Raw genomic sequence first — 24,208 nt, 5'->3', positions numbered from 1 at the left:
AAACGATTTAGATGGCGGTTTATTGGAAATACTTTTTACCTTTGGCGCAACAATATGAGCAACGCCCTAATCTATATCTCCCTTTCTAACGCCGCTTCTGCGGTGAAGGGCGTGCATTGCCATCATTTCCATCATTCCTCTTAGGAGGAATCAATACATCATATCGCCCGTATTGGGGCTGGGCCCCATATTTACCGTTGCTTGTCAGGAAGATAAGCAGTACAGGTACTATCTTTGTTTCCATTACCCACGCTTACCAAAGCAACTTTTTTTCTCTATGATCCGGTTAGCCATCCAAAAATCCGGTCGCTTGTCAGATGACTCCCTAAAACTCATTAGGGAATGCGGCATATCTTTTATCAGCACTACCTCAAAGCTTAAAACCGAAGCCACCAATTTTCCGCTGGAAATCCTGTTCCTGAGAGATGATGACATTCCGGGGTACGTGGCAGATGGCGTAGCCGATATTGGAATTGTGGGCCAGAACGTGTTGGTAGAGGAAGGCCTGCAACAGCTGTCCGTCAAGAATCTGGGGTTCAGTAAATGCCGCCTTTCTCTGGCCGTGGCCAAAGGAGATGATTACCAGGACGTGACCACCCTGGAAGGAAAAAGCATTGCCACTTCGTATCCTAACCTGCTCCAGGAATACCTCACCTCTAAAGGAGTAAAAGCCGATATTCATACCATTAGCGGATCGGTGGAGATTGCGCCTAGCATAGGCCTGGCCCATGCCGTGTGTGATATTGTCTCTTCCGGGTCTACTTTGATTAGTAACGGCCTGCGGGAAGTAGAGACGGTGTTCAAATCTGAGGCGGTTTTAATTGCCAACCAGAACCTGGACCAGGAGAAAAACCGGATTCTACAGCAACTGCTATTCCGAATGGAAGCCGTACAGAAGGCCCAGAAATCAAAATACGTGGTCCTCAACGCACCTAACTCGGCTATTCCGCAAATAAAACCTTTATTGCCGGGCATCAAATCGCCCACCATTATTCCCTTGGCTACCGAAGGCTGGAGTTCTTTACACTCGGTGGTAAACGAAGATGATTTCTGGGATATCATCCAGAAACTGAAAGAAGCCGGCGCAGAGGGTATTCTGGTGGTTCCTATTGAAAAAATGATTGGCTAGCATGAAGACGTTTCTATATCCTGAGCCCAGCGAGTGGGCAGCCCTGAGCAAACGGCCCGTACAGGAACTCAGCCAATTGCGCGAAGGGGTACAGCAAACCTTTGACCAGGTGCGCCTTCGCGGCGACGCGGCGCTGCTGGAATTGGCTGCCAAATTTGACAAAGCCAACCTCCAGGACGTGTGGGTGACCGAAGCGGAAGTAGCCAATGCGCTGCCTCAAGTCTCTGAAGAATTAAAGGCCGCCATTGCCCTAGCTTACAACAACATAAAAGCATTCCATGAAGCGCAGCGCGAGCCGGTAAAGCAGATAGAAACTATTGCCGGCGTAACCTGTTGGCGTAAATCGGTGGCCATCCAGAAGGTGGGCCTTTATATACCCGGCGGAAGCGCTCCTTTGTTTTCTACTTTATTGATGCTGGGTATTCCGGCGCAAATTGCAGGCTGTCAGGAAATTGTGCTGGCTACGCCTCCGGGAGCAGACGGCTCGGTGCACCCCTCCATTTTGTATACCGCCCACGTGTTGGGGATTTCACGCATTTTAAAGGCAGGTGGCGCCCAAGCCATTGCGGCCCTGGCGTTTGGCACTGAAACCGTTCCAGCCGTTGACAAGATCTTCGGGCCGGGAAACCAATACGTGACAGCAGCCAAGCAAATGGTGACTCAACTAGGCGTAGCCATAGACATGCCGGCTGGCCCATCAGAGGTATTGGTGATCGCTGATGAAACTGCTGATCCTGATTTTGTAGCCGCTGATTTACTTTCTCAGGCAGAACACGGTCCAGATTCACAGGTGGTTTTTGTCACGGATTCTGAAATACAACTTGCCAATGTACAGGCTGCCGTAGCCCGCCAAGTAGCCCAGTTACCCCGGCAAGCCGTAGCGCAACAGGCTTTAAACAATAGCGTGGGCGTGGTGTTATCCTCCTTAGAAGAGGCCCTGGCATTCTCTAACCAGTATGCGCCAGAACACTTAATCCTTTCGGTGGCGCAGCCAGAAACCCTTGCCGAAAACGTAACCCAAGCGGGGTCTGTGTTCATGGGTCACTTCAGTCCAGAATCAGTGGGAGACTATGCCTCAGGCACTAACCACACCTTACCTACCAATGGCTATGCCCGCAATTACAGCGGTGTCTCCCTGGACAGCTTTGTAAAAAAGATCACTTTCCAGCAGTTGACCCGCGAAGGCCTGGCTCTTATTGGACCCGCCGTAGAAACCATGGCCGAAGCCGAAGGATTGCACGCTCACAAGTATGCGGTGACGGTGAGATTAGCCAAAATTTGAAAATGTGAAGAGGTGGAAATTTGAAAATGAAATTTTCACTTCAAAAAATTTCAATCAGTGACATGTATTAAATGGATTAGAGAAGGGAAGACTAGAAAACAATTTCCAAATCTCCCCATTTTCAAATCTTCAAATCAAGACCTATGTTTTCCATAGATAATTTCATCCGCCCACACCTGCTGTCACTCAAGCCGTATTCATCGGCGAGAGACGAGTTTGAAGGAGAGGCCAGCGTGTATTTAGACGCCAATGAGAATAACCTGGGCAGCCTGGCCGGTGGCGTTGACTATAACCGCTATCCAGATCCTTATCAGAAAGCCATAAAAGAAAAGCTGTCGCTGCTGAAGGGCGTAAGGCCAGAGCAAATCTTTATAGGCAACGGCTCAGATGAGGCCATTGACCTGTTGGTGCGTTTGGTTTGCGAGCCCGGCAAAGACGAGGTGATTTTGCTGCCGCCTACGTATGGCATGTATGAGGTAAGCGCTAATATTCACCATGTGGGAATTCAGCGGGTAGCCTTAGACGAGCGTTTTGAGCCTGTTTTTGAAAAAATAGCCTCAAAACAGAATGATCGCACTAAAATCCTTTTCCTATGTTCGCCCAATAACCCCACTGGTAATCTCTTAAACCCCGAAACGGTGGAGCGCCTGATCAAGTTATTTAATGGCTTGGTGGTGGTAGATGAAGCCTACATCGACTTTACAGATGCCCCTAGCTGGAGCACGCGGCTGGCAGAATTTCCGAATCTGGTGGTGCTGCAGACCCTTTCCAAAGCCTGGGGAATGGCAGGTCTACGCCTAGGCATGGCCTTCGCTTCGCCAGAGATTATTGCATATCTCAATAAAATCAAACCGCCTTATAATATCAATGCCGTCACCCAGGAACTGGTCAGCGCTGCTTTAGACAAGACCGCGCAACTGCAAGACATGCTGCAGGTCATCATTAGTGAGCGGAAGCGGATTATGGAGGCATTTGATCAAATGCCCCTCATTGAAAAAACCTACCCCTCAGACGCTAACTTCGTACTGGTGCAGGTAGCCAACGCCAATGAATTATATGCTTACCTGTTAAGCCGCGGGGTGGTGGTACGAAATCGGTCTACGCAGCCAGGCTGCGCCAATTGCCTTCGGATCACCATAGGCACACCCGCAGAAAATGATCATTTATTGGCTGCCCTGCAAACCTTCACTGAGCAACAAAGGATAGGCTATGCGTTTTAAGCCTGGTTTTCCAAAAACAGGCCCAAAACAGAGAACCTCAATAGGTTAACGTAACCCAAAGAAGAAATTAAAAAATTGAAGCCTTATTACAGGCCACCTACTTCTAGCAAATGAAAAAAGTCTTATTCATTGACCGCGACGGCACTATATTAATAGAACCCCCCACCGATTTCCAGGTAGACTCCTTTGAAAAATTCACGTTTTACCCAAAGGTCATCCGTAACCTCTACAAAATTTACGCAGAGCTGGACTATGAATTTGTAATGGTCACCAACCAAGATGGCCTGGGCACCGATTCTTATCCCGCAGACACCTTCTGGCCCTACCAGAATAAAATGCTGGAAATTCTGGAAGGGGAAGGTATTAATTTTTCTGAGGTGTTCATTGACCCTTCATTTGAGCATGAGAACAGCCCCAACCGCAAACCGCGCCTGGGTATGCTAGGGAAATACCTTTCCGGGGAATATGACCTGGCTAACTCCTATGTCATTGGTGACCGCCAAACCGATATTCAACTGGCGAAAAACTTGGGCGCTAAAAGTATTTTTCTCCAGGAACAAGCCCATGAGGAGGCCACCTTCACCAGCACCGATTGGGACGCGATTTATTCTTTCCTGAAGTTGCCTGCCCGCAAAGCCACTATCCAGCGGAACACCAATGAGACCCAAATCACCGTGGAGATCAACCTGGACGGTGAAGGAAAATCTGACATGCAGACCGGCCTGGGCTTTTTTGACCACATGCTGGACCAACTGGCCCGCCATTCAGGGGTTGACATGCGCATTCACGTGCAAGGAGACCTGCACATTGATGAACACCACACCATTGAAGACACGGCCCTGGCCTTGGGCGAGGCTTTTGCGCAGGCCATTGGAGATAAACGTGGCATTAACCGTTATGGCTTTTTACTGCCCATGGATGATGCCCTTGTACATGCAGCCATTGACTTTTCTGGTCGGCCATGGTTGGTGTGGGACGCTAAGTTTACCCGGGAGAAAGTAGGCGACATGCCTACTGAGATGTTCATGCACTTCTTTAAATCCTTCTCAGATACCTCCAAATCTAACCTCAACATTAAGGCCGAAGGGGATAACGAGCACCACAAAATAGAAGCTATCTTTAAGGCCGTAGCCAAAGCCATGAAAATGGCGCTGGTGCGCGATGTAAACAAAATGGAAATCCCTAGCACGAAAGGTATCCTGTAATGAAAACTGTCATTGTAGATTATAAGGCCGGTAATGTGCAGAGCGTACTTTTCGCGCTGGAACGGCTGGGAGTACAGGCCACCGTCACGTCCAATGCTGAAGAGATTCAGTCAGCCGACAAAGTGATATTCCCGGGCGTGGGCGAGGCCTCTTCGGCCATGCGGGCCTTAAAGGAAAAGAACCTGGACCAACTGTTGCCCACGCTTACCCAACCCTTTCTAGGCGTTTGCCTGGGCATGCAGCTGCTGTGCCAGCATTCAGAGGAAGGTGATACGCCTATGTTGGGAATCATTCCCGTGCAGGTGAAACGGTTTGAGGTTGCTTTAAAAGTGCCGCACATGGGCTGGAACAATTTGCATGATTTAAAAGGGCCGTTATTTTCAGGTATCAAAGAAAAGGAATATGCGTACTTTGTGCATAGTTACTATGCGCCGGTCACGGAATATACTATAGCTCAAAGCTCTTACCCAGAACCGTTTAGTGCCGCGCTGCAGTACCAAAACTTTTACGCAGTACAGTTTCACACCGAGAAAAGCGGCCCGGCGGGCGCGCAGATTCTCCAGAACTTTTTACAGCTTTAGATATGGAAATCATTCCGGCCATAGACCTGATTGACGGCAAATGCGTTCGGCTGACCGAAGGCGATTTTTCCCAACAAAACACCTATCACGCAGACCCCGTAGAAGTGGCCAAGCAGTTTGAGGCCTTGGGCTTAAGGCGGTTGCACTTGGTAGATTTGGATGGTGCTAGAGCCAAGCAACCAGTGAACCTACCCGTGCTGGCGCGCATCGCCCGCGAAACCAACTTAGTCATTGATTACGGTGGTGGGTTGCAAAGCGCGGAAGCCATTCAATTAGCCTTTGATGCCGGTGCGCAGCAAGTAACCGCTGGAAGCATTGCCGTACGGGAGCCCAAAGCGGTGCAAAAATGGTTAAAGGAATACGGGGCAGACCGCATTATTGTAGGGGCAGATTTTAAGGATAACTTCATTGCCATCAATGCTTGGGCCGATAAAAGTGAGTTAACCCTTGAATCATTTATTTCCTCCTTTGCTGAAAAAGGTGCCCAAACCTTTATCTGCACAGATGTAAGCAAAGACGGAAAGCTCCAGGGTTCTTCCATTGACATCTACCAAAAATTAATTGCCACCTTCCCGGAAATGCAATTTATTGCCAGCGGCGGCGTCACCACCATTGAAGAAGTCCGGCAGCTCCGTGAAGCCGGTTTGCATGGGGCTATCATTGGGAAAGCCATTTATGAAGGAACAATCTCTCTGGAAGACCTGGCCAAAGAAGTGGTCTAGGTTTAGAGCCGAAACAAGGCGGTAGTTTTACTTAGGCTTCCCTTTAACTAAGTAAACCTGTTTTGGGCAAGTTTTTAGAAAAACAGGCTCAAAACGCCTTTTACCTGGGCAAAGATTTCAAGCCTAATTTGGAAGATCTCCTTAAAGTCCTTGCTCTGGCAGTTACTATAATTTACAAAGGCCAATACCATCTATTAAAATGAAGGTAAGGCAAGAATCATCCTATGCTTACAAAAAGAATTATTCCCTGCCTTGATATCAAAAACGGCCGTACTGTAAAAGGCGTCCGGTTTGAGGATATCAGGGATGCCGGAGACCCGGTGGAACTGGCCGCGCTTTACGCCAAACAGGGCGCCGATGAATTGGTTTTCCTGGATATTACCGCCACCAATGAAAAGCGGAAAACTTTACGTGAGCTGGTACGGGAAGTAGCCCGGCACATTGACATTCCTTTCACCGTTGGCGGAGGCATTAGTGCGGTGGAAGATGTGGAGCTTCTGTTACAAAATGGCGCAGACAAAGTATCAGTGAACTCTTCGGCCATTCAAAATCCTGACCTTATTACTCAGTTGGCCAATAGATTTGGGAGCCAATGCGTTACCGTAGCCATTGACACCAAAAAAACTCCGGAAGGATGGAATGTCTTCAGCAAGGCTGGTACCGTTGACACGGGCTTATGGGCTTTAGATTGGGCCAAAGAAGTGGTAAACCGCGGGGCAGGAGAAATTCTGCTGACTTCCATGAGCAATGACGGCACCAAAAATGGTTTCGCCCTTGATATAACCGGTGAAATTTCCAAACAGGTAATTGTACCGGTCATTGCATCGGGCGGCGCTGGAAACCAGGAGCATTTTCTGGATGTGTTTGAGGCTGGTGCTGATGCCGCTTTGGCAGCCAGTATTTTTCACTTTCAGGAAGTAGCCATTCCAGATCTGAAACAGTTTTTAGCCAATCATAACATTGACGTTAGATATTAGACCCTAGTTGCTGGACCTCTAGAATAAGCCTCCTTTTTCTTCTAATGCCAAAAGGCCCGATGCTAGACCCAGTTTCTACCACCCATCAATTATGACCATAGATTTCAAAAAAGGAGACGGGCTGGTACCCGCTATCATTCAGGATGCTGCCACTGGTAAAGTGCTCATGCTGGGGTATATGAACCAGGAGGCCTTCCAGACAACCCAGGAGACCGGGCTGGTTACTTTTTATTCCCGCTCTAAAAATAGACTCTGGACCAAAGGTGAAACCTCTGGGAACACCCTGCACGTGGTACAGGTAGAACTGGATTGCGACCAGGACACCCTTCTGATTTTGGTAAACCCAACCGGCCCAGCCTGCCACCGGAACACCGAAACCTGTTTTGACAAAGAAGAGGACGCAGCTTCTTACAACCTTAGAAGCTTCCTAAACTTTACACCCACCGAACAGGCCCTTCAGTTTATTGCCAAACTGGAGCAGACTATAAAGGACCGCATCAAAAACCCAAAGGAAGGGTCTTACACCAATTTCCTCTTTGACAAAGGCCTCCACAAGATGGCGCAGAAAGTAGGGGAGGAGGCAGTGGAAGTTGTTATTGATGCCGTAGCCGGAAAAACCGAGACTATGAAAGGCGAGGCCGCCGATTTACTTTTCCATTTACTGATTTTGCTGGAAGGGTCTGGCCTGTCTTTAGCCGAGGTTGTGCAGGTTTTAGAGAGCCGGCACAAACCAAGAGACTAGATAATTCTTTATATGAATAACGAAGAGACCAGCTATGAAATATTGGCTGGTCTTTCTTTTTAAGTGTTTCTTAGAAATTCCTCCAGAGCAGAAGTAACCGCTAAAGGTTCTTCCTCTTGCATAAAATGACCAGTTTCCAGTTTTACCACTTTTGCGTGCGGCCATAGAGTCTGCCATTTGTCCAGGAAACTGACTGGGATCAATTTATCTTCTGTGCCCCAGATAAGTAAAGATGGTTTTCCTTCCAGAGCTTTACGCCTGTTGTACAACTCCTGAAAGAAAGCCGTTTCTCCCTCCAACGCCTTCGCGAAGTACCACAATCCCCAACGCTGTTCTTCTTTTTGAAAAGGTCCAAGATAGTGGGCATGGATCTGTTTGCTTAATTTTTCTTTCCTGTAAAAAGCCTGCGGGAGCAAAAATCTGGGCGAAAGATTGAATTTGATGTACAGCATTCTGCCTAACCAGCTACTAAAAATCTTACTGGCCTGCATCATGGGTTTTACCTCCGTTAAGGGCCACATCCAGGAATTAAGGACGACCAACCGGGCCACTTTTTCAGGTGCTTTGGTGGCCCAGTCCATGCCAATGGGTCCTCCAAAATCATGGACTAGTAAGGTAATATCCTTTAGCCCCAAATATTCCACCAGCTTTCCCAGGTTTTGGCTGTGGGCCTCTAAGGAGTAAGGATAATGGGGAAGTTTATCAGATAACCCAAATCCGAGATGGTAAATAGCTATGCATCGGTATAGTTTAGATAGTTCCTTTATCTGGTTTCGCCACAGGAAAGACCAGGCAGGAGTGCCGTGTACAAAAAGAAGGGTCGGACCGTGGCCTTCGTCAAGGTAATGGATGCGCCCGCCTTCTACCTGCAGGTAATTCTCCTTGAAGGGAAAAAGGTTCTTATCAAGCCAGGTGTGAGATTCCATATCACTTTACAGTTACGTGGCCAAATGATTTTTGAGCTGAACCAGATATCGGATCATGACATCCTGCAAGGGGAAGTTTGGCAAAATGAGGTAGTGCTGGGCTATACCGTCAATGGTGGCAAACATGAGCACCGCCTCCGCTGAAGGAGAGGTAGAACCTGCCGCCGCTAAATTTTGAGTCAGCTTTTGAAGAATGACCTGGTTTTCAGCGCTTACTTCCTTTTCAAGGGTCTTCAAAACTGCAGACTGCAGACGCAGGCTGTGATACAAGCGCCAGAAATTCTTATTCTTTTCCAGCAAAGCAAAAGTGGTCCTGATGTGGTGCTCCAAAAACTGGATAGGGCTGAGGCCATCAGGTCTTTCAAAAGAGGCCAGTATATCCTGACGGCCTTTTACCAGAATTTCTTTGAGAAGGTCTTCTTTGCTTTTAAAGTAGTTGTATAGCAAGCCCAATGAAATATTGGCTTTTAGGGCAATCTGCCTTATAGAGGTTTTATCATACCCTTGCTCAGCAAACAATTCCAAAGCAGCCTCAAGAATGGTTTGTACGCTGGTTTCCCGCTGAATTACGCGCTTTGACATAATGAGTGAACGTTTGTTCAATTTACAAGTTGCAGAAATAGGCTCCAAATAAAATTCCCGTTTCGGGCCCGTTTTTTGAAAAACGGGCCCGAAACGGGAATTAAATAAGCTTTCGAAGGGTAGTTTACAGCTTATTGATTCGGCTGTAGAATTTAGACTGATAGGAACCACCAATGGGAATATATTTCTCCAGCATGAAAACCGAGTCATCCTCTATCAATTCAATCATCTTTAAATTGATGATAAAGGACCTATGAATCCGCATGAACTGGTCTTCAGGGAGTTTATGGTCAATGGCGTTCATGGTGGTGTACACAATGTGCTTTTTGCCCTCCATGTTAATGACTACATAGTCTCCACGGGCTTCAATGTATCCAACCTGCTGCAAGTCTAACTTGATGATTTTATTATCCACCTTCACGAAGAGGGCGTCGGCCTGGGCAGAGACAGGTGAAGAGGCCACGGCTGACTTTTCCATTTTGCCAATGGCATTTAAAACAGCTTGGGTGAATCGGGCAAAGTCGGCGGGCTTGAGCAGGTAATCGGCTACCTGTAACTCAAACGCTTGCAGGGCAAAATCTTTGTGCGAGGTAATGAGAATAGTCTGCGGCTTATGGGGTAAGGTCCGTAACAATTCAAGGCCGGTTAACTCCGGCATTTCCACATCCAGGAAAAGCAGGTCTACGCCATCGTTTTTCAATAGCCAGGCCAGGCCTTCCAGGCTGGACCCAAAGGATTGCACTAACTTAAGGGAGGGGGTTGCAGAAATATGCCGTTCCAGGATCATCCGGCTTAATTCATCATCATCAATTATGATGGCGCGGTAGGGGCTCTCTCTTTTCAAGGGGGGTAAGATTAAGTAAGAAAGTGGTTATGTAAAAGGGTAATTCTAATGGTACCAATCTAGGAGATTGTATCCATATTTCAGCTCACTTTCATGAAAAAGAATATACCTGCACTAACTCACTGGCTTTAAGGCAAATTACGACTTTATATTATCCCAATCAGAACCTCCAGAAGAATGTTTTTGGCTGCAGGGCCTATACGGTTATAACCCAACGGTTAAATCACGTATAAGAGACTCAAAAAGACGTATAAAAAGTGCTTCCAGTAACGCTATTAAGTTCTCTTAAGATTCTCACCCAACCAGATGACTCTACCTGCGGGCCTACCAGTCTGCATGCGGTGTATCAGTATTTCAATGATGTGGTGCCGCTGGAGCAGGTGATCTCTGAGGTTTCCTTTCTGGAGGAAGGCGGGACCCTGGCAGTTCTCTTGGGCTGCCATGCCTTGAAGAGAGGGTACCGGGCCCGTATTTATACCTACAACCTGTATGTTTTTGACCCCACCTGGTTTAAACTCAGCAATGAGGCGCTTATTGCCAACCTCAAAGAGCAGTTAATCTATAAATCAGATGCCAAGCTGCACGTGGCCACGCAGGCCTACATTGAGTTCCTGAGCCTGGGAGGGGAAATCTGCCACCGGGATTTGACGGTTAAACTTCTAGATAGTTATTTTTCTAGGGGAGTGCCTTTGCTTACGGGCTTAAGCGCCACCTATCTCTATAACTGTGCCCGCGAAAGAACCAATGAACGAGGTGAAGCCATTTATGATGATGTAAGGGGGGAGCCACTGGGGCACTTTGTAGTGTTGGCCGGCTTTGATAACGAGGAGGAAAAAGAACACGTGATTGTAGCAGACCCGTACCAGGAAAACCCGCTGTACCGAAACAATTACTACAATGTCACCATACCCAGGCTCATAAACTCCATTATGTTGGGTATTGTCACCTATGACGCCAATCTTCTGGCCATAGAACCAAAAACAAGTTATACTTCAGACCCCAAAAGACCTTCATGCGCAAACTAGTAGTAGTCAATAATCCTAAAGACTGGGATTTAGACGTAGAGGATGTAGAAGTGGTAGACGCGCAACGGTACCTCACAGATCCTGCCTACACAGAAATCAAGAGCGCCCGTATTTTCAATCTATGCCGTTCTTACAAGTACCAAAGCAGTGGGTATTATGTGTCTTTATTGGCCGAGGCCAGAGGACACAGGGCCATTCCTAACGTTACCACCATTCAGGACCTGAAATCACAGACCATTGTGAGGGCCATCACTGATGAGATCAATGAATCTATCCAGAAAAGCCTATCCAAGCTCAAGTCCAAGAATTTCACCCTGAGCATTTACTTTGGGCAAAACGTAGCAAAACAGTATGAGAAGCTGAGCAAACAGTTGCATGATCTATTCCAGGCACCTCTGTTGCGCGCTCAATTCGTTTACAACAAAGAATGGGTGCTGGAAAGCATAAATCCCATACCGGTCAATGAGGTACCTGAGCATCACTTACGGGATCTGTACAAGTTTGCACGGTCTTATTTTGCCCGTAACCGATTCTCCAACAACCGCATCAACAAGAAAATCTATGACCTGGCCATATTGGTAAACCCTGCAGATAGCGATCCACCGTCCAATGACAAGGCCATCCAAAACTTTATGGAAGCCGCCGAGACGCTAGGCTTCTACACAGAGCTGATTACCAAAGAAGATTACCGCCGCCTCTCTGAATTTGACGCCCTGTTCATTAGGGAAACCACCTCGGTGAATCACCATACTTACCGGTTTGCCCGGCGGGCCCACGCCGATGGCCTGGTGGTCATTGATGACCCGGTTTCCATTCTGCGGTGTACCAATAAAGTGTACCTGGCAGAGCTTTTGACCAAAGCCAAGGTGAATATCCCTAAAAGCATGATCATTCACCGAGATAACTGCAACAAGGTGGTAGAGGAACTGGGCTTGCCATGCGTCCTTAAAAAACCAGATTCGTCTTTCTCCCAAGGCGTGGTTAAGGTAAAAACTGAGGAAGAATTGGCTGAACAACTGGGAGAAATGCTTTCTGAGTCAGACCTAATTATAGGCCAGGAATTCACGCCCACTGATTTTGACTGGCGCATAGGAGTCCTGGACAAACAGCCCTTGTATGCCTGCAAGTATTTTATGGCCAAAGACCATTGGCAGATCTACAATTGGGAAGGCAAGAAAAAGGACATCACCGGTAACTTTGAAACAGTGCCCTTTGAAGACGTGCCTTTCTTTGTGCTGCACACGGCCCTGAAAGCCGCCAATTTAATAGGGGACGGGCTTTATGGCGTGGATCTGAAGGAAATTGATGGCAAGGCCTATGTGATTGAGGTGAATGACAACCCTAATATTGACTCTGGGGTGGAAGACAAAATCCTGAAAAAGGACCTGTACCTCACCATCCTTAAATCCATTAAGCGGCGCATTGATAACCAAAAGAAGCTGGAACAGTCATGAGCACCAAACGGAAATTAGGTCTCTTTGCAGGATATGGCGTGGAGATGGAGTACATGATTGTAGACCGTGACACGCTCAAAGTGAAACCCATTGCTGACGAAGTGCTTAAAGCAGAGGCAGGGCAGCTAACCTCAGACGTTGAGCGCGGCAACATGGCTTGGTCTAATGAGCTGGTCTTACACGTGCTGGAACTGAAAACCAACGGTCCTGCCCCAGAACTTCCTGAACTGGCTCACTCTTTTCACAGGGAAGTGGAGCGGGTTAATGGGCTATTGGAGCCTTTCAACGCCATGCTGCTTCCTACAGGGGCGCACCCCTTTATGGACCCTTCTTCAGAAACCGTGTTGTGGCCCCATGAAGCCAGTGAGATTTATGAGGCCTATAACCGAATCTTCAATTGCCAGGGCCATGGCTGGTCCAACCTGCAGAGCACGCACCTGAACTTACCGTTTGGCAATGACGTGGAATTTGGGAGATTGCATGCGGCCATCAGGTTGGTATTGCCCTTACTTCCGGCTATAAGCGCCGCATCTCCCATGCTGGACGGTAAGATGACGGGCTTCTTAGATACGCGCCTGGAAGTGTACCGCAAAAACCAACAAAAAATACCGCTCATTGCGGGTCAGGTTATTCCGGAGGCTGTATTTTCTGAGGCAGAGTACCGGACCCAGATTTTTAAACCGTTGTTTGCTGCCATTGCCCCCTATGACCCAGCGGGCCAATTACAAGATGAATTCCTCAATTCCCGCGGTGCCATTGCCCGTTTTAGCCGCAATGCCATTGAGATCAGGATTATAGATAACCAGGAATGTCCGCGGGCTGATATAGCCATTGTAGTCCTGGTAGTGGAAGTCTTAAAACACCTCACCGCCGAAACCTGGAGTAGTTATCAGGAACAGCGCCTGGCCTCCACCCAAGACCTGGCAGACCTTTTCCTATCTTCCTTGAAAAACGGTCCCCAAACCCTAATCACCAATACAGCCTACCTGCACCTTTTAGGCATAAATCAGGAACAGGCAACCATAGGGCAGGTATGGAATAACTTGTGGCAACAAATAAAAGGGCAGCCCGGGTTTGACGCAGATTTAGCCAAGTGCGTGAACGGGATATTAGAGCAAGGGCCTTTGTCTGCCAGAATTTTAAAGGCCTTGGGTGATAATCCTGATTTAGCTAAAATAAAGGAGGTATACCGGCAGTTGGCGCAATGCCTATCCCAGAACAAACTTTTCATGCCGTGAAAGACCCTTTGGTAAAAGTATTGCTAACCTGTGAACACGGCGGCAATGAAATCCCACCCGAATACGCAGAATACTTTAAGGGGGCAGAGGCAGTGCTAGCTACCCACCGTGGGTATGACATTGGAGCCTTGGAGTTATTTAAAAAGTTTAAGGGTGTGGCAGACTTTAGCCTTTCCAGTACCACTAGCCGGTTAGTAGTGGAGTTGAACAGGTCTTTGCACCACGCGCAGCTTTTTTCAGAATTCATGCAAGGATTGCCCCCTCAGGAAACAGAAAAAGTTCTGGCAAACTATTATCAGCCTTACCGCCAAAAAGTGGAAGAACAGGTAGCAGCCTGGGTAGAAAAAGGAGGACAGGTACTTCACGTATCTGTGCATAGCTTCACGCCAGAACTGGCCGGGAAAGACCGTAAGGCTGATATTGGGTTTCTGTATGACCCCAAGCGGGAGCGGGAGCAGTTGTTTGCCGCCCAATGGCGCCAGCAGTTACAGGAGCATTTCCCGGAGTATAAAATCAGGTACAATTATCCCTATAAAGGAACCGCCGACGGGTTTGTGACCCAACTGCGGAAACAATACGCCAATGACCAATACGCAGGTCTGGAATTAGAGGTGAACCAGCGTTTTCCTGCCACAGAACCTGCCAAATGGCAAGTACTGCAAAAGGCCTTGGTTCAATCTTTTGAGCGGGCGCTTTAACCAAATTACCTAAAGTGCAGTATATGCTTTCAAGTTGGCCTTCAGGGCTAATGATCAAATTTCTGTTCTACCTTAACTATGAAAAAAAATGAATTTTATTCTTGATCTGCTGGTAAGCGCCGGAGTGCTGCTGCTGCTAGCGTATTTAATGCCACAAGTGACCGTAAAAAGTTTCTGGACCGCCCTTTGGGTAGCTATCTTAATCGGGATTCTAAACGTGCTGATAGGTTACATCCTGACGTTTGTCCTGAACCTGGTTACTTTCTTCCTGCTGGAGTTCATTGTGAAGCTGATTGTGGCCGCCATTGTCATTAAAATAGTAGACAAACTGGTTCGGGGCTTTGAGGTAAAAGGCTTCTGGCCGGCCTTGGTCATAGCCCTGGCTTTGTCTTTGGTAAGCACATTCATTCACCGTTCTGATGAAGACGGCGTACGCGAAGATTATAGTTCGCTTTCTCCTAAAACAGAATTGCTGCTTAGCTAACTTCTCATAAGCTTACACTTAAAACGCCCGCCTTAGGAAACTTAGGCGGGCGTTTTGGCTTTGTTTTCAGAAAAACGTGCTTAAAACGGAAAGCTATACTTCTTCCTCCTCAAAATATAATTTGTAGTACTTACGTCCGTCAGCGTCTACGCCTTTTTCAATCATGTCTTTGTTGCCATGAATGTACACATGAAAGTTCTTGTCCAGCTTGAGCACGCTCTTGAATACCCTTGATTGTTTCTTCACCGCCTGCGGCGAGATATCAAAGCTATCCTCCAATTCCACATCATAATTCTGCCTATACTCCCCGTCAAAATTCCGGAAAGACTCAATGAGATCTGGCTGCCCGAACACCTCCGTTTCAAACTCCTCCTTATCAAAAGTCTCATGTTTGTTGAAGTATTCTACAGATCGGTTCAAAAGTACAATCTGGTCCGTATTCTCCACTTCAAACTCCTCGGTCATGCGTTCTGAGATAAACTCTTTGGCCATGTTGAGCAGATGGTTGGTCTGGTGGAATTCATTGCTGATCTGCGTGAGCCCCAGGAAATTCTCGCGCCAGTATTGGGCCTCCTCGCCGCGGTTCTGGTTATCCAGGATGGCCACAATATAACCTTCATCTGGGCGCGTGTTAAAGATGATGCAGCCCTTGTCAAACTTGTTACTGTCAATTCCTTCCAGGTAAGAGATGGCAAAATCGCGGTTCTTGCGCTGAATGTCAAAGTAGCCGCTTTTTACCTCCGTCTTGAAGATGCCTACGGCTTCTACCACGCGTTCTTCTACTTCACAATTGATGAAATTACAAACGTACAACTCGCCGGGTTTTATCTTAGGGTGGCTGGAGCTTTCAAATAAGTGACGGGCAATGTTGCGGGAATTCTCATGGAAGTTCTCCTTATCGGCGAAAATGTTTTCCGCGTAGCTGTATACCTCATTAAACTGCAGAGAGGAGGGATGACTGAATTTGAATCGCTCGTGCGCCTGTGCAAATTTCGTCAGGAAAAACTTTTCCAACCGTTCGGTCAGGCCGTCGCCCGGGGAAATGGTATTTTCTGACAAAGTGAGTTTCTGCTCCAGCCCTTTATTGCCCACGTGGTGAATGGAAAGCTGGGTAAGGGAAGCGGTATCAAATTTCATGAAGGTTCAATGTATTTTTTCTAAAACAGCATGGTATAAAAATGCCAGGCAAAGGATGCAAAAGTAAGCAATAGGAACCGCATTCAACGGCTTAGTTTTCTTTGGAAAAAATTATAGGCGCAACATAAGCGAAGTGGAAAGGAGAAGAAGGAGGGAGGCAATACTGAAAAGTAGGGTTCAAACCCAATTTGCTGTTTTGAGCCTGATTTTAGAAAAACGGCTTTAAAACGCAAATAAGTTGGCTTTTCTGGTCTTAGGTTTTACCTTTTGATAAAACAGCTGACTAGTTTAAGTAGAAAAGAATTGCAAAATCACCGGTGTTTATGGCCTGTTTTTCTTAAAAGGAGTATGAACCATAAATTACTATATTCATTTACTACATTTTTTAAAGATACTGTTCTTGAAATTAGCGCTCCACCTGCTTGCCTACGGACTTTTGGCCCTGGTACTTTTAGTTTTAGTGTATTTTATTACGGCTTTCATTCTATCCAGAATGACCGTGCCAGCCGAGCCCGAAACCAGGAATGAAATTTCAATCTACTTGCTTACCAATGGGGTACATACAGATATAGTAGTACCTGTGAAGAGTAAAGTCATAGACTGGACTACTTATGTTAAGTACAACCAGACCAAAGGCAATGACACGACCGCGCAATACCTGGGTTTTGGGTGGGGAGACAAAGGCTTCTACCTGGAAACACCCACCTGGGCCGATTTAAAACCTAGTACGGCGGTAAAAGCCATGACCGGGTTAAGCTCCTCGGCTATACACGCCACCTTTTTACCTTCCGTGCAGGAGAATAAGGACTGCAAAAAGATTGATATCAGTCTGGAACAGTATAAAAGGCTAACCAACTTCATTATAGCTCGTTTTGATTTAAACGCCAGCGGAGAATCTCAACACATTGAAACCAATGCCAATTACGGTTTGAATGATGCTTTTTATGAAGCCAAAGGCAGTTACAATCTTTTTTATACCTGTAATACCTGGGCCAATGCCGGTTTAAAAGCTAGTGGCCAGAAAGCGGCGGTATGGACACCATTTTATCAAGGCATTTTCTATCATTATAAATAAGCGTTTACAAAATCTTATTAAAATTTGCGGTTTATACTAGTAAACAGGTCATGAAAGTGTATAAATAACTGAATCTGATAGCAAAATTTAAAATTCCTTCAAATTTTTAATACTTGAATCCTATAACCCCGTAAGTTAAAACTGGTTCAAAGGGATGGGAACTTATTTATTATTCCCACTTTCTATTGAAAAATAACGTTCTAATCTACCTGCGTCTATATAATATGAGAAAGTAAGGTACTTTTTTGATTTAGACTTACAGAAGATACATTTGGCACTACCCCCTAGTGTCCTTTACAACAACTAAGATATATAAGCGACTTATCCTTACCAAAGCCACCTCTTGGGCTATAATTCTTTTATAGTCCAGCATAAAGGGTCCAGGGAAGGCGGTCCCTTTAGCCAAAGCTAATTTGGTCTGTTCCTCATTTTTCTTCCCTATACAAATGATACATAGTTTTTTCAAGAAAAGAATCTACTTAAGGTATTTAAATAAGAATATGCCATGAAAAAATATCAAAATTTCATATTTTTGTTTATTGCAGTTTCAGTTTTCCTTGCAGTATTTCTATCTTCATCTGAAGTTAAAGCGCAAGGAGCTTTTTCCTCCACTACCAACCTTACCCCTGTTCCAATTTCCCTTCCAGATATAACCGGAGAGAAGCCGCAATCAAAGGTTTGGACTTACGCCGGAAAATGGTGGGCCGTTTTCCCCAATGATACCGGAACCCAGCTATGGTTGCTGGAAGGCACCACCTGGAATCCTAAACTCCAACTTTCTGCTAATACTACATCTCGTGCCGATTGCAAAGTGTTAGGCGATGCTGTACATATTCTCCTTTACCAAGGTGTTTCGTCTGAACTTGTTTCGGTTACTTATAATCAGGCAACTTCTACTTATGTGCGGTCCTCTTCCGGGCAAATACCCATTACCTTAGATAACGGTGTGGAAACCGCTGCAATTGATGTTGATGGGAACGGGAGAATGTGGCTGGCATCGGCGGGTACTACAACGGTGAACGTGCGCTGGAGCGATGCCCCATATACCATCTGGAGTAGCCCCACAACCATTGCCACCGGAATAAATGACGATGATATTTGCGCCATTATTTCCTTGCCAGGCAAAATAGGGGTTCTTTGGTCTAACCAGACTACTAAGGCCTTCGGGTTCAGAACTCATGTAAATGGAACTGATCCATCAGTTTGGACAAATGACGAAGTGCCCGCCTCCCAATCGGCAGAGGCGGTGGGGGCCGGAATGGCTGATGACCATATTAACCTGAAAGCTTCAAGTGACGGTACGTTGTTTGCAGCTGTAAAAACAAGTTATGATGCTACAGGCTATACCAGAATTGCCCTGTTGGTAAGGCGGCCCAATGGCACCTGGGATAACATGTACCCGGTTACTACTGGCTCTGTGGGCACAAGACCGGTAGTTGTTTTAAATGAGGCGAAAGACAAGTTAAAAGTTTTTTATACGTCTGTAGATGGGGGAGGGAATATCCTGTATAAAGAATCGCCTATAGCTGGTATTTCCTTTGGGCCCCAACAAACTTTGTTCACCGGAAACTATAATAACCTAACCACTGCCAAGGAAAACTATAATTCAGAAATTGTCCTCCTGGCATCAAGTAGCTCCCAGATTGTGGGCGCTTTGGCTACAGATGCAATCATAACCCCAGGTGAAGCTTTAGTAGGCCATTGGCAAATGGAGCAAGAAGCGGGTAATACGCTTTCAGACGCCTCCACCTATAAGAATAACGCTACTACCACTGTTTCTCCTACAAGAGTTACAGGCCAGATTGGCCAGGCCTTACAATTTGACGGTTCAACTCAATTTGCAACAGTTCCAGACAACGCCTCTCTTGACATTACCGGTTCGATTACACTTGCCGCCTGGATAAAACCTCAAAAAACGGCTACCCAATATATAATCAAAAAAGGAATCATGGGGAGCAGTAATGGCTATGAATTATCCCTTTCAGGAGGAGGCTTGGTTTTCTTTAGGATTAACCAGCAAACCAACGGCGACACCTATAGATTGAACTCAGTGGCTTCTTATCCAATAAGTGGCACTCAATGGATGCATATTGCCGCTACCTATGATAAGCCAACATCTACCATCAGAATCTACATAAACGGCATAGAGAACAGCTCTACAACTTTGCCTGCTCAAACTTCCATTAGCACTAATGATTTGCCCTTGTCAATAGGTGCGCAGAGCGATGGGGTGAATAAATTTCAAGGGGCTATTGATGAAGCTCGGGTCTATAATATAGCTTTAAGCGGCCCTCAGATTAGCGCAATAGCAGCGTTACCTCCGCAGACACCCAACATGGTTTCTCCCCAGGCCGCTGCTACTGGGGTGGCTACTTCGCCAGCACTTTCTTGGGAGGCTTCTGCAAACGCGGTCTCTTACCGAGTGCAAGTCTCTACTATGCAAGATTTCTCCTCTACGGTATTTGACCTAGGTGATATTACTGCAACCTCCACAACAGTTTCCGGTCTTTTGAATAATACCACATACTATTGGCGGGTAAATGCGTCCAATAGCAGCGGCACAAGTGCCTGGTCTTTGTCCAGAAGTTTCACTACTGCTCCTGGTGTTACTGCCGTAGAAAGCAATGGGGCAGGGTACGCTTTGGATTTAGATGGAGCTGATGACTATGTCACTGTGCCAGACAATAATACGCTTGACCTAACCTCAAAACTTACCATTGAAGCCTGGATAAAACTTGGCAAATCTGGTACACAACGAATTGTTTCAAAATCAACTTTAGACGCTACAAGCGGATATGAACTTTCCATCTCAGCCGGAAACATTCCTTTTGTACGGTTTAACCAGGCAACCCCTACACCTCAAGATAATAATAGACTCAATGCGGTAACTACATTGCTAACAGGAACATGGTACCATATTGCTGCTACTTTTGATGGCAGTACTACCCGTATCTATGTGAATGGCAAAGAGGAAGCGTCAAGAGCTACTGCCATAATTATTGCCACCAACACTATAGATTTAACTATAGGGGCACAGCCTACCGCAGCAAGTCCTTTTCCTTTTGGAGGGATCATGGATGAAGTAAGAATCTGGAACGTGGCCAGAAGTGAGTCTGAAATAAAGGCAGCCATGACTAGTAAATTATCAGGATCTGAGGCAGGATTGGTTGGGTATTGGCGCATGGATGAAACCTCGGGCACCACTATTATAGATGGATCCAATAATTTCAATACGGGTAGAATGGCTAATATGACGGAATCAGACCATGTTTGGAGCGGGGCTTCTTTAGGCAACGCCTCCAGTTATGATTATGATGCTGCAGGTGGATATTCTGCATTGTTGTCTCACTCAGACGGCGATGGGATCTCTGTGCTTTCTGCCTCCAATGAGGTGCAGGTATATAGGGTAGATGCCAAAGCCGCAAGACCTGGGGCCATAGCTCCAGCCGGATATACCGTAGATCCTTTACGTTCTTGGGGGGTAAAGGTAAATAATATGGCAGCACCTAGCTATACCTTAGTCTATAATTATAAAGGCCATCCTGGAATAAATGTCCCCAGCGACCTCAGGCTTTTGAGGAGAGACAACCTAGCCGATGCAAGTTGGGAAGACACAGGCGTTATCCCAAATGAAGTAGCCAACACTTTGACCTTCTCCGCTAATAGCAATGCAGAATATGCACTGGCCAGCATTACACCTAATAATCCTTTACCGGTAACCCTTAGCTTATTTACTGCCAAAGCTGAAAGCAATGGTGTGCTTTTAAATTGGGAAACAAGCAGTGAAAGGAATAGCAGTGGCTTTTTTGTGGAGCGTTCAAAAGACGGGAAAACCTTTAACTCCCTGGACTTTGTTCCAAGTAAAGGCGCAAACAGTTCTGTGAAACTTGCTTACTCTTACAAAGATTTAGATGCAGGCATTGGGGTAATATATTACAGGTTAAAACAGATAGACTTAGATGGCAAAGAGGAATACAGTAAAGTTGTGGGAGTGAACTTGCTTGAGGTAACCCAAAAAGGAGTAAAACTTTTTCCTAATCCAACTTCTGGAGTAGCTCAGCTTGATTTGACAAAGCTTCCCAAAGGTGTATACCAAGTCCGCATCCTAAGTCCATTAGGCCTTGTAGTAAAACAGTTATCAGCCAATGGCGGGACAATTCTCCAATTTACGATAAATGAATTGAGCAAAGGTCCATATTACATACAGATACAAGGACTTCCGGAAATTCAAACTTTGAGGCTGATAAAACAGTAGCTTACAGAAGCTTCAGAGTTATATATATGATACCAAAAATTAAATTTGTCAAACATTATTAGCTCGTTAATAGAAATTATATAGATCAAAGAGCTCTTGAAGCCAATTAAACCTGTTGGCCTCAAGAATTCTGTATTTAACATATAATAAGGTATAAGGCTAAATAAAGTGTACTGAATTTAATACTCTATAATAGTCTTATAATTTATATTATGTAAAGTACATATTTTCGGTTCCGAATAAACTCTTCCATTTATTAAGGTTTCTATTATAATGCCTTCTTAATCATTTCAGGGTATTCAGATTATAGTCTTCTTTTTAGATCAACTCTTAAAGTTGAACCTCTCCATTCCTGAAAAGAAAGCTTCTCTCACCTAAAAAAGGTAATTGTTGCTTTAGTGTCTTTACTTATCAAATCAGAACTCCTTTTCTTGGAAAAACATTCTCTATTTCTTAAAACTGAATTAAATCCAGAAGCTCAGGTTCATTGTTTTATTCTAACCAACCCATCTTTATTTCAAAAGCGTATACATATAAGTTTCTGAGAAATAAGTTTTTAACTACGTTTAGAAAGGATTGTGCAGGCGGGTAGTTCTTTTATTAGTTCACCTTAAGTTTGACATCATGCACACTCAATCATTCTGGGAAGCCACTACCCCAAACCGTCCTGAATTTCCTGCCTTTGAAGGTAACCTTGAGGTTGATGTTGCTATTGTTGGCGGCGGAATCACAGGTATTACCACGGCAATGCAGCTTACCAATGCCGGACTGAAAGTGGCTGTGCTGGAAGCCCGGCGTGTTGGCGGCGGAACTACAGGCTGGTCTACCGGGAATTTATATGTGCCCGTTGGCCCTTACCTGCATTCTATCTCCAAAAGCCGAAATGAAATTGTGATGAAAACTGTGGCCCAGGCGCGCGGCGCGGCCCTTGATTTCATTGAGCAGCAAACCCAACAGAAAAAAATTGATTGTCACTTCTCCCGTAGGCCCTGGTACTTTTTCACTCAGGACGATAAGATGGTATCTACCATTGAAGACGAAGTGGAGGCCTTAAACAAAGCAGGTTTTGACGCCACTTTTGTTACAGAAGTCCCCTATCTCACACTTCCTGGCCTTAAAAGAGCGGCCCATTTAAAAAACCAGGCCCGGTTTCATCCCCTAAGGTATGTGTTGGGTCTGGCCACCTCTATTGCCCAGAGCGGTTGCCAGATATTTGAGCATACCACCGTCCTTGACTATGAAGAAAAGGAAGACCATTGCCTTGTTAAAACCAATCATGGACTTGTCACTTGCAAGCAGGTGGTGTTGGCTACCCATATTCCCATAGGCATCCATTCGGTGCAGACGGTGGCCTCACCTTATAGAAGTTACGTGGTGGCGGTTCGGTTAAAAAATGGCCAGTACCCCGATGCCTATTTTTGGCACAATGATGAAAAGCACCATGCCATTACCACCCATAGCACAGATTCTATGGAATTGGACATGCTCATGATTGCGGGTAACCACCATAAAACCGGCCAGGCCTTGCACCAGGAATACCAGCATTACTTCAACCAGTTGGAAGATTACGCCCGGAAGCACTTTGACGTGGCCTCCGTGGAATACCGATGGTCAGCGCAGCATTACCGCTCCGGTGATGGCGTACCATATATTGGCCTAACCCACAAAGGCGCCCAAAGAACCTACATCGCTACCGGGTACTACGCCGATGGGCTGATCTATGGAACCGTGGCAGGGATAGGACTAGCCGATATGATTCTTAAAAAGGCAAATAGCTGGAGTGAAGCCTTCGATGCCACCAGAGGCACCAACCTGGCTACGGCCGGGCAGTTTATAAAGGAAAACCTTAATGTAGCGGCGCAATACCTAAAGGATATCCCCGCGGGCCAAGTGCACCATTTCAAAGATATTCAGCCCGGCGAAGGCAAAACCATGGAAGTGGAATCTGAAAAACTAGCGGTGTACCGGGACGAGGACAACAAACTGCATGTGTGTTCAGCGGTCTGCACGCACATGAAATGTATTGTAAACTGGAACAATGCGGAACACACCTGGGACTGCCCTTGCCATGGTAGCCGGTTCATGATTGATGGAAGCGTGATTGAAGGGCCTGCCATCCTCAATCTGGAGCGAAAACAGGTAAATGAACAAACCGAAAAACTTACCTAAACCCCTTCCCTGCCAGCCAACCCTCCTACACTACCAAAACCGTTCTTACCATGACCATTATTTATACTTCCATTGGGTTCTTTGCCTTAGCCGCATTGCTAGGCATGTACCTGTTAACCTTTGTGTTACGCGGAAAGGAAACGCCGAAGGCCATTGTTTTCAGCCACGGCCCTATGGCTGTGATTGGCGTAGTACTCTTACTGATCTATATTTTCAAAGACGGACCAAACCCCATAGAAAGCCTTATTCTTTTCATTTTAGCCGCGGCCGGAGGTGTCTTTATGGTGTACCGGGACTTAACCAATAAGCCTATCCCCAAACTATTGGCAATCGGTCATGGACTACTGGCTGTGACCGGGTTTGTGTTGCTGCTTATTTTTGCCTTCCAGAATAACCAATGAGAAGTTAAAAAGTAGTAATAGCAGCAACCAAGGAAATAAGTACTGCTTCCTCCTTACTTACC

21 protein-coding genes are annotated in these 24,208 nt (G+C 46.2%); 17 read left to right on the top strand and 4 right to left on the bottom strand.

From position 1 onward, the window contains the following. Positions 1-277: 277 nt before the first annotated feature. The 8 genes from hisG (at position 278) to hisIE (ending at position 7,858) form a co-directional block, all read left to right on the top strand. Positions 278-1,129 carry an ATP phosphoribosyltransferase gene (hisG, locus tag ACYVJQ_RS09665; protein ID WP_460892869.1) on the top strand — a complete coding sequence of 284 codons (852 nt, stop codon included), beginning with the start codon at positions 278-280 and terminating at the stop codon, positions 1,127-1,129. A gap of 1 nt (position 1,130) precedes the next feature. Further along, on the top strand, positions 1,131-2,411 hold the full coding sequence (hisD, locus tag ACYVJQ_RS09660; RefSeq protein ID WP_460892868.1) for a histidinol dehydrogenase: 1,281 nt from the start codon (positions 1,131-1,133) through the stop codon (positions 2,409-2,411). 143 nt (positions 2,412-2,554) lie between these two features. Continuing rightward, entirely contained in the window at positions 2,555-3,631 is a 1,077-nt protein-coding gene (gene hisC, locus ACYVJQ_RS09655; RefSeq protein ID WP_460892867.1) for a histidinol-phosphate transaminase, read from the top strand. 110 nt (positions 3,632-3,741) lie between these two features. Next, positions 3,742-4,836 (top strand): bifunctional histidinol-phosphatase/imidazoleglycerol-phosphate dehydratase HisB, encoded by a 1,095-nt coding sequence (hisB, locus tag ACYVJQ_RS09650; RefSeq protein WP_460892866.1) that lies wholly within the window; start codon positions 3,742-3,744, stop codon positions 4,834-4,836. Next, positions 4,836-5,417 carry an imidazole glycerol phosphate synthase subunit HisH gene (gene hisH, locus ACYVJQ_RS09645; protein WP_460892865.1) on the top strand — a complete coding sequence of 194 codons (582 nt, stop codon included), beginning with the start codon at positions 4,836-4,838 and terminating at the stop codon, positions 5,415-5,417. Before hisB ends, hisH begins: the two co-directional genes overlap by 1 nt. 2 nt (positions 5,418-5,419) lie before the next feature. Beyond that, on the top strand, positions 5,420-6,139 hold the full coding sequence (gene hisA, locus ACYVJQ_RS09640) for a 1-(5-phosphoribosyl)-5-[(5-phosphoribosylamino)methylideneamino]imidazole-4-carboxamide isomerase (RefSeq protein ID WP_460892864.1): 720 nt from the start codon (positions 5,420-5,422) through the stop codon (positions 6,137-6,139). Positions 6,140-6,363: 224 nt separating this feature from the next. Further along, positions 6,364-7,116, top strand: coding sequence for an imidazole glycerol phosphate synthase subunit HisF (gene hisF / locus ACYVJQ_RS09635; RefSeq protein WP_460892863.1), 753 nt, complete (start codon positions 6,364-6,366; stop codon positions 7,114-7,116). Positions 7,117-7,207: 91 nt separating this feature from the next. After that, positions 7,208-7,858: a bifunctional phosphoribosyl-AMP cyclohydrolase/phosphoribosyl-ATP diphosphatase HisIE gene (gene hisIE / locus ACYVJQ_RS09630; RefSeq protein WP_460892862.1), complete on the top strand. Its 651-nt coding sequence runs from the start codon at positions 7,208-7,210 to the stop codon at positions 7,856-7,858. A gap of 59 nt (positions 7,859-7,917) precedes the next feature. Here hisIE and ACYVJQ_RS09625 read toward each other — a convergent pair whose 3' ends face one another. Genes ACYVJQ_RS09625 through ACYVJQ_RS09615 form a run of 3 tightly spaced genes read right to left on the bottom strand, consistent with a single transcriptional unit; the run spans position 7,918 to position 10,210 of the window. Next, on the bottom strand, positions 7,918-8,784 hold the full coding sequence (locus ACYVJQ_RS09625) for an alpha/beta fold hydrolase (protein WP_460892861.1): 867 nt from the start codon (positions 8,782-8,784) through the stop codon (positions 7,918-7,920). Positions 8,785-8,796: 12 nt separating this feature from the next. Beyond that, on the bottom strand, positions 8,797-9,537 hold the full coding sequence (locus ACYVJQ_RS09620; RefSeq protein ID WP_460893591.1) for a TetR/AcrR family transcriptional regulator: 741 nt from the start codon (positions 9,535-9,537) through the stop codon (positions 8,797-8,799). Then, positions 9,491-10,210 (bottom strand): LytR/AlgR family response regulator transcription factor, encoded by a 720-nt coding sequence (locus ACYVJQ_RS09615; RefSeq protein ID WP_460892860.1) that lies wholly within the window; start codon positions 10,208-10,210, stop codon positions 9,491-9,493. The genes ACYVJQ_RS09620 and ACYVJQ_RS09615 overlap by 47 nt, the downstream gene beginning before the upstream one ends. Before the next feature lie 257 nt (positions 10,211-10,467). Between ACYVJQ_RS09615 and ACYVJQ_RS09610 the strand changes: the two genes are divergently transcribed. The 5 genes from ACYVJQ_RS09610 (at position 10,468) to ACYVJQ_RS09590 (ending at position 15,109) form a co-directional block, all read left to right on the top strand. Then, positions 10,468-11,235, top strand: coding sequence for a peptidase-C39 like family protein (locus ACYVJQ_RS09610; RefSeq protein WP_460892859.1), 768 nt, complete (start codon positions 10,468-10,470; stop codon positions 11,233-11,235). Further along, positions 11,223-12,689 (top strand): RimK family protein, encoded by a 1,467-nt coding sequence (locus ACYVJQ_RS09605; RefSeq protein ID WP_460892858.1) that lies wholly within the window; start codon positions 11,223-11,225, stop codon positions 12,687-12,689. Before ACYVJQ_RS09610 ends, ACYVJQ_RS09605 begins: the two co-directional genes overlap by 13 nt. Continuing rightward, positions 12,686-13,927: a carboxylate-amine ligase gene (locus tag ACYVJQ_RS09600; RefSeq protein ID WP_460892857.1), complete on the top strand. Its 1,242-nt coding sequence runs from the start codon at positions 12,686-12,688 to the stop codon at positions 13,925-13,927. Before ACYVJQ_RS09605 ends, ACYVJQ_RS09600 begins: the two co-directional genes overlap by 4 nt. After that, complete coding sequence (locus ACYVJQ_RS09595; protein ID WP_460892856.1) at positions 13,924-14,625, top strand: N-formylglutamate amidohydrolase; 702 nt, start codon at positions 13,924-13,926, stop codon at positions 14,623-14,625. Before ACYVJQ_RS09600 ends, ACYVJQ_RS09595 begins: the two co-directional genes overlap by 4 nt. Positions 14,626-14,713: 88 nt before the next feature. Beyond that, positions 14,714-15,109, top strand: a complete 396-nt coding sequence (locus tag ACYVJQ_RS09590) for a phage holin family protein (protein ID WP_460892855.1) — start codon at positions 14,714-14,716, stop codon at positions 15,107-15,109. Positions 15,110-15,202: 93 nt separating this feature from the next. Here the strand turns inward: ACYVJQ_RS09590 and ACYVJQ_RS09585 are convergent, their stop codons facing one another. Continuing rightward, positions 15,203-16,246 (bottom strand): nucleoid-associated protein, encoded by a 1,044-nt coding sequence (locus tag ACYVJQ_RS09585; RefSeq protein WP_460892854.1) that lies wholly within the window; start codon positions 16,244-16,246, stop codon positions 15,203-15,205. Between the two features lie 400 nt (positions 16,247-16,646). Between ACYVJQ_RS09585 and ACYVJQ_RS09580 the strand changes: the two genes are divergently transcribed. From ACYVJQ_RS09580 to ACYVJQ_RS09565, 4 genes are all read left to right on the top strand, one after another. Beyond that, complete coding sequence (locus tag ACYVJQ_RS09580) at positions 16,647-17,321, top strand: TIGR02117 family protein (protein WP_460892853.1); 675 nt, start codon at positions 16,647-16,649, stop codon at positions 17,319-17,321. 505 nt (positions 17,322-17,826) lie between these two features. After that, entirely contained in the window at positions 17,827-21,576 is a 3,750-nt protein-coding gene (locus ACYVJQ_RS09575; RefSeq protein WP_460892852.1) for a LamG-like jellyroll fold domain-containing protein, read from the top strand. A 624-nt stretch (positions 21,577-22,200) separates the two neighbouring features. Beyond that, positions 22,201-23,745: an FAD-dependent oxidoreductase gene (locus ACYVJQ_RS09570; protein WP_460892851.1), complete on the top strand. Its 1,545-nt coding sequence runs from the start codon at positions 22,201-22,203 to the stop codon at positions 23,743-23,745. A 50-nt stretch (positions 23,746-23,795) separates the two neighbouring features. Beyond that, a complete protein-coding gene (locus tag ACYVJQ_RS09565; RefSeq protein ID WP_460892850.1) occupies positions 23,796-24,146 on the top strand; it encodes a hypothetical protein in 351 nt (116 codons plus the stop codon). Positions 24,147-24,208: the final 62 nt, after the last annotated feature.

It is taken from the genome of Rufibacter soli (assembly GCF_054781795.1).
This window is presented reverse-complemented; position numbering and strand designations above follow the sequence as displayed.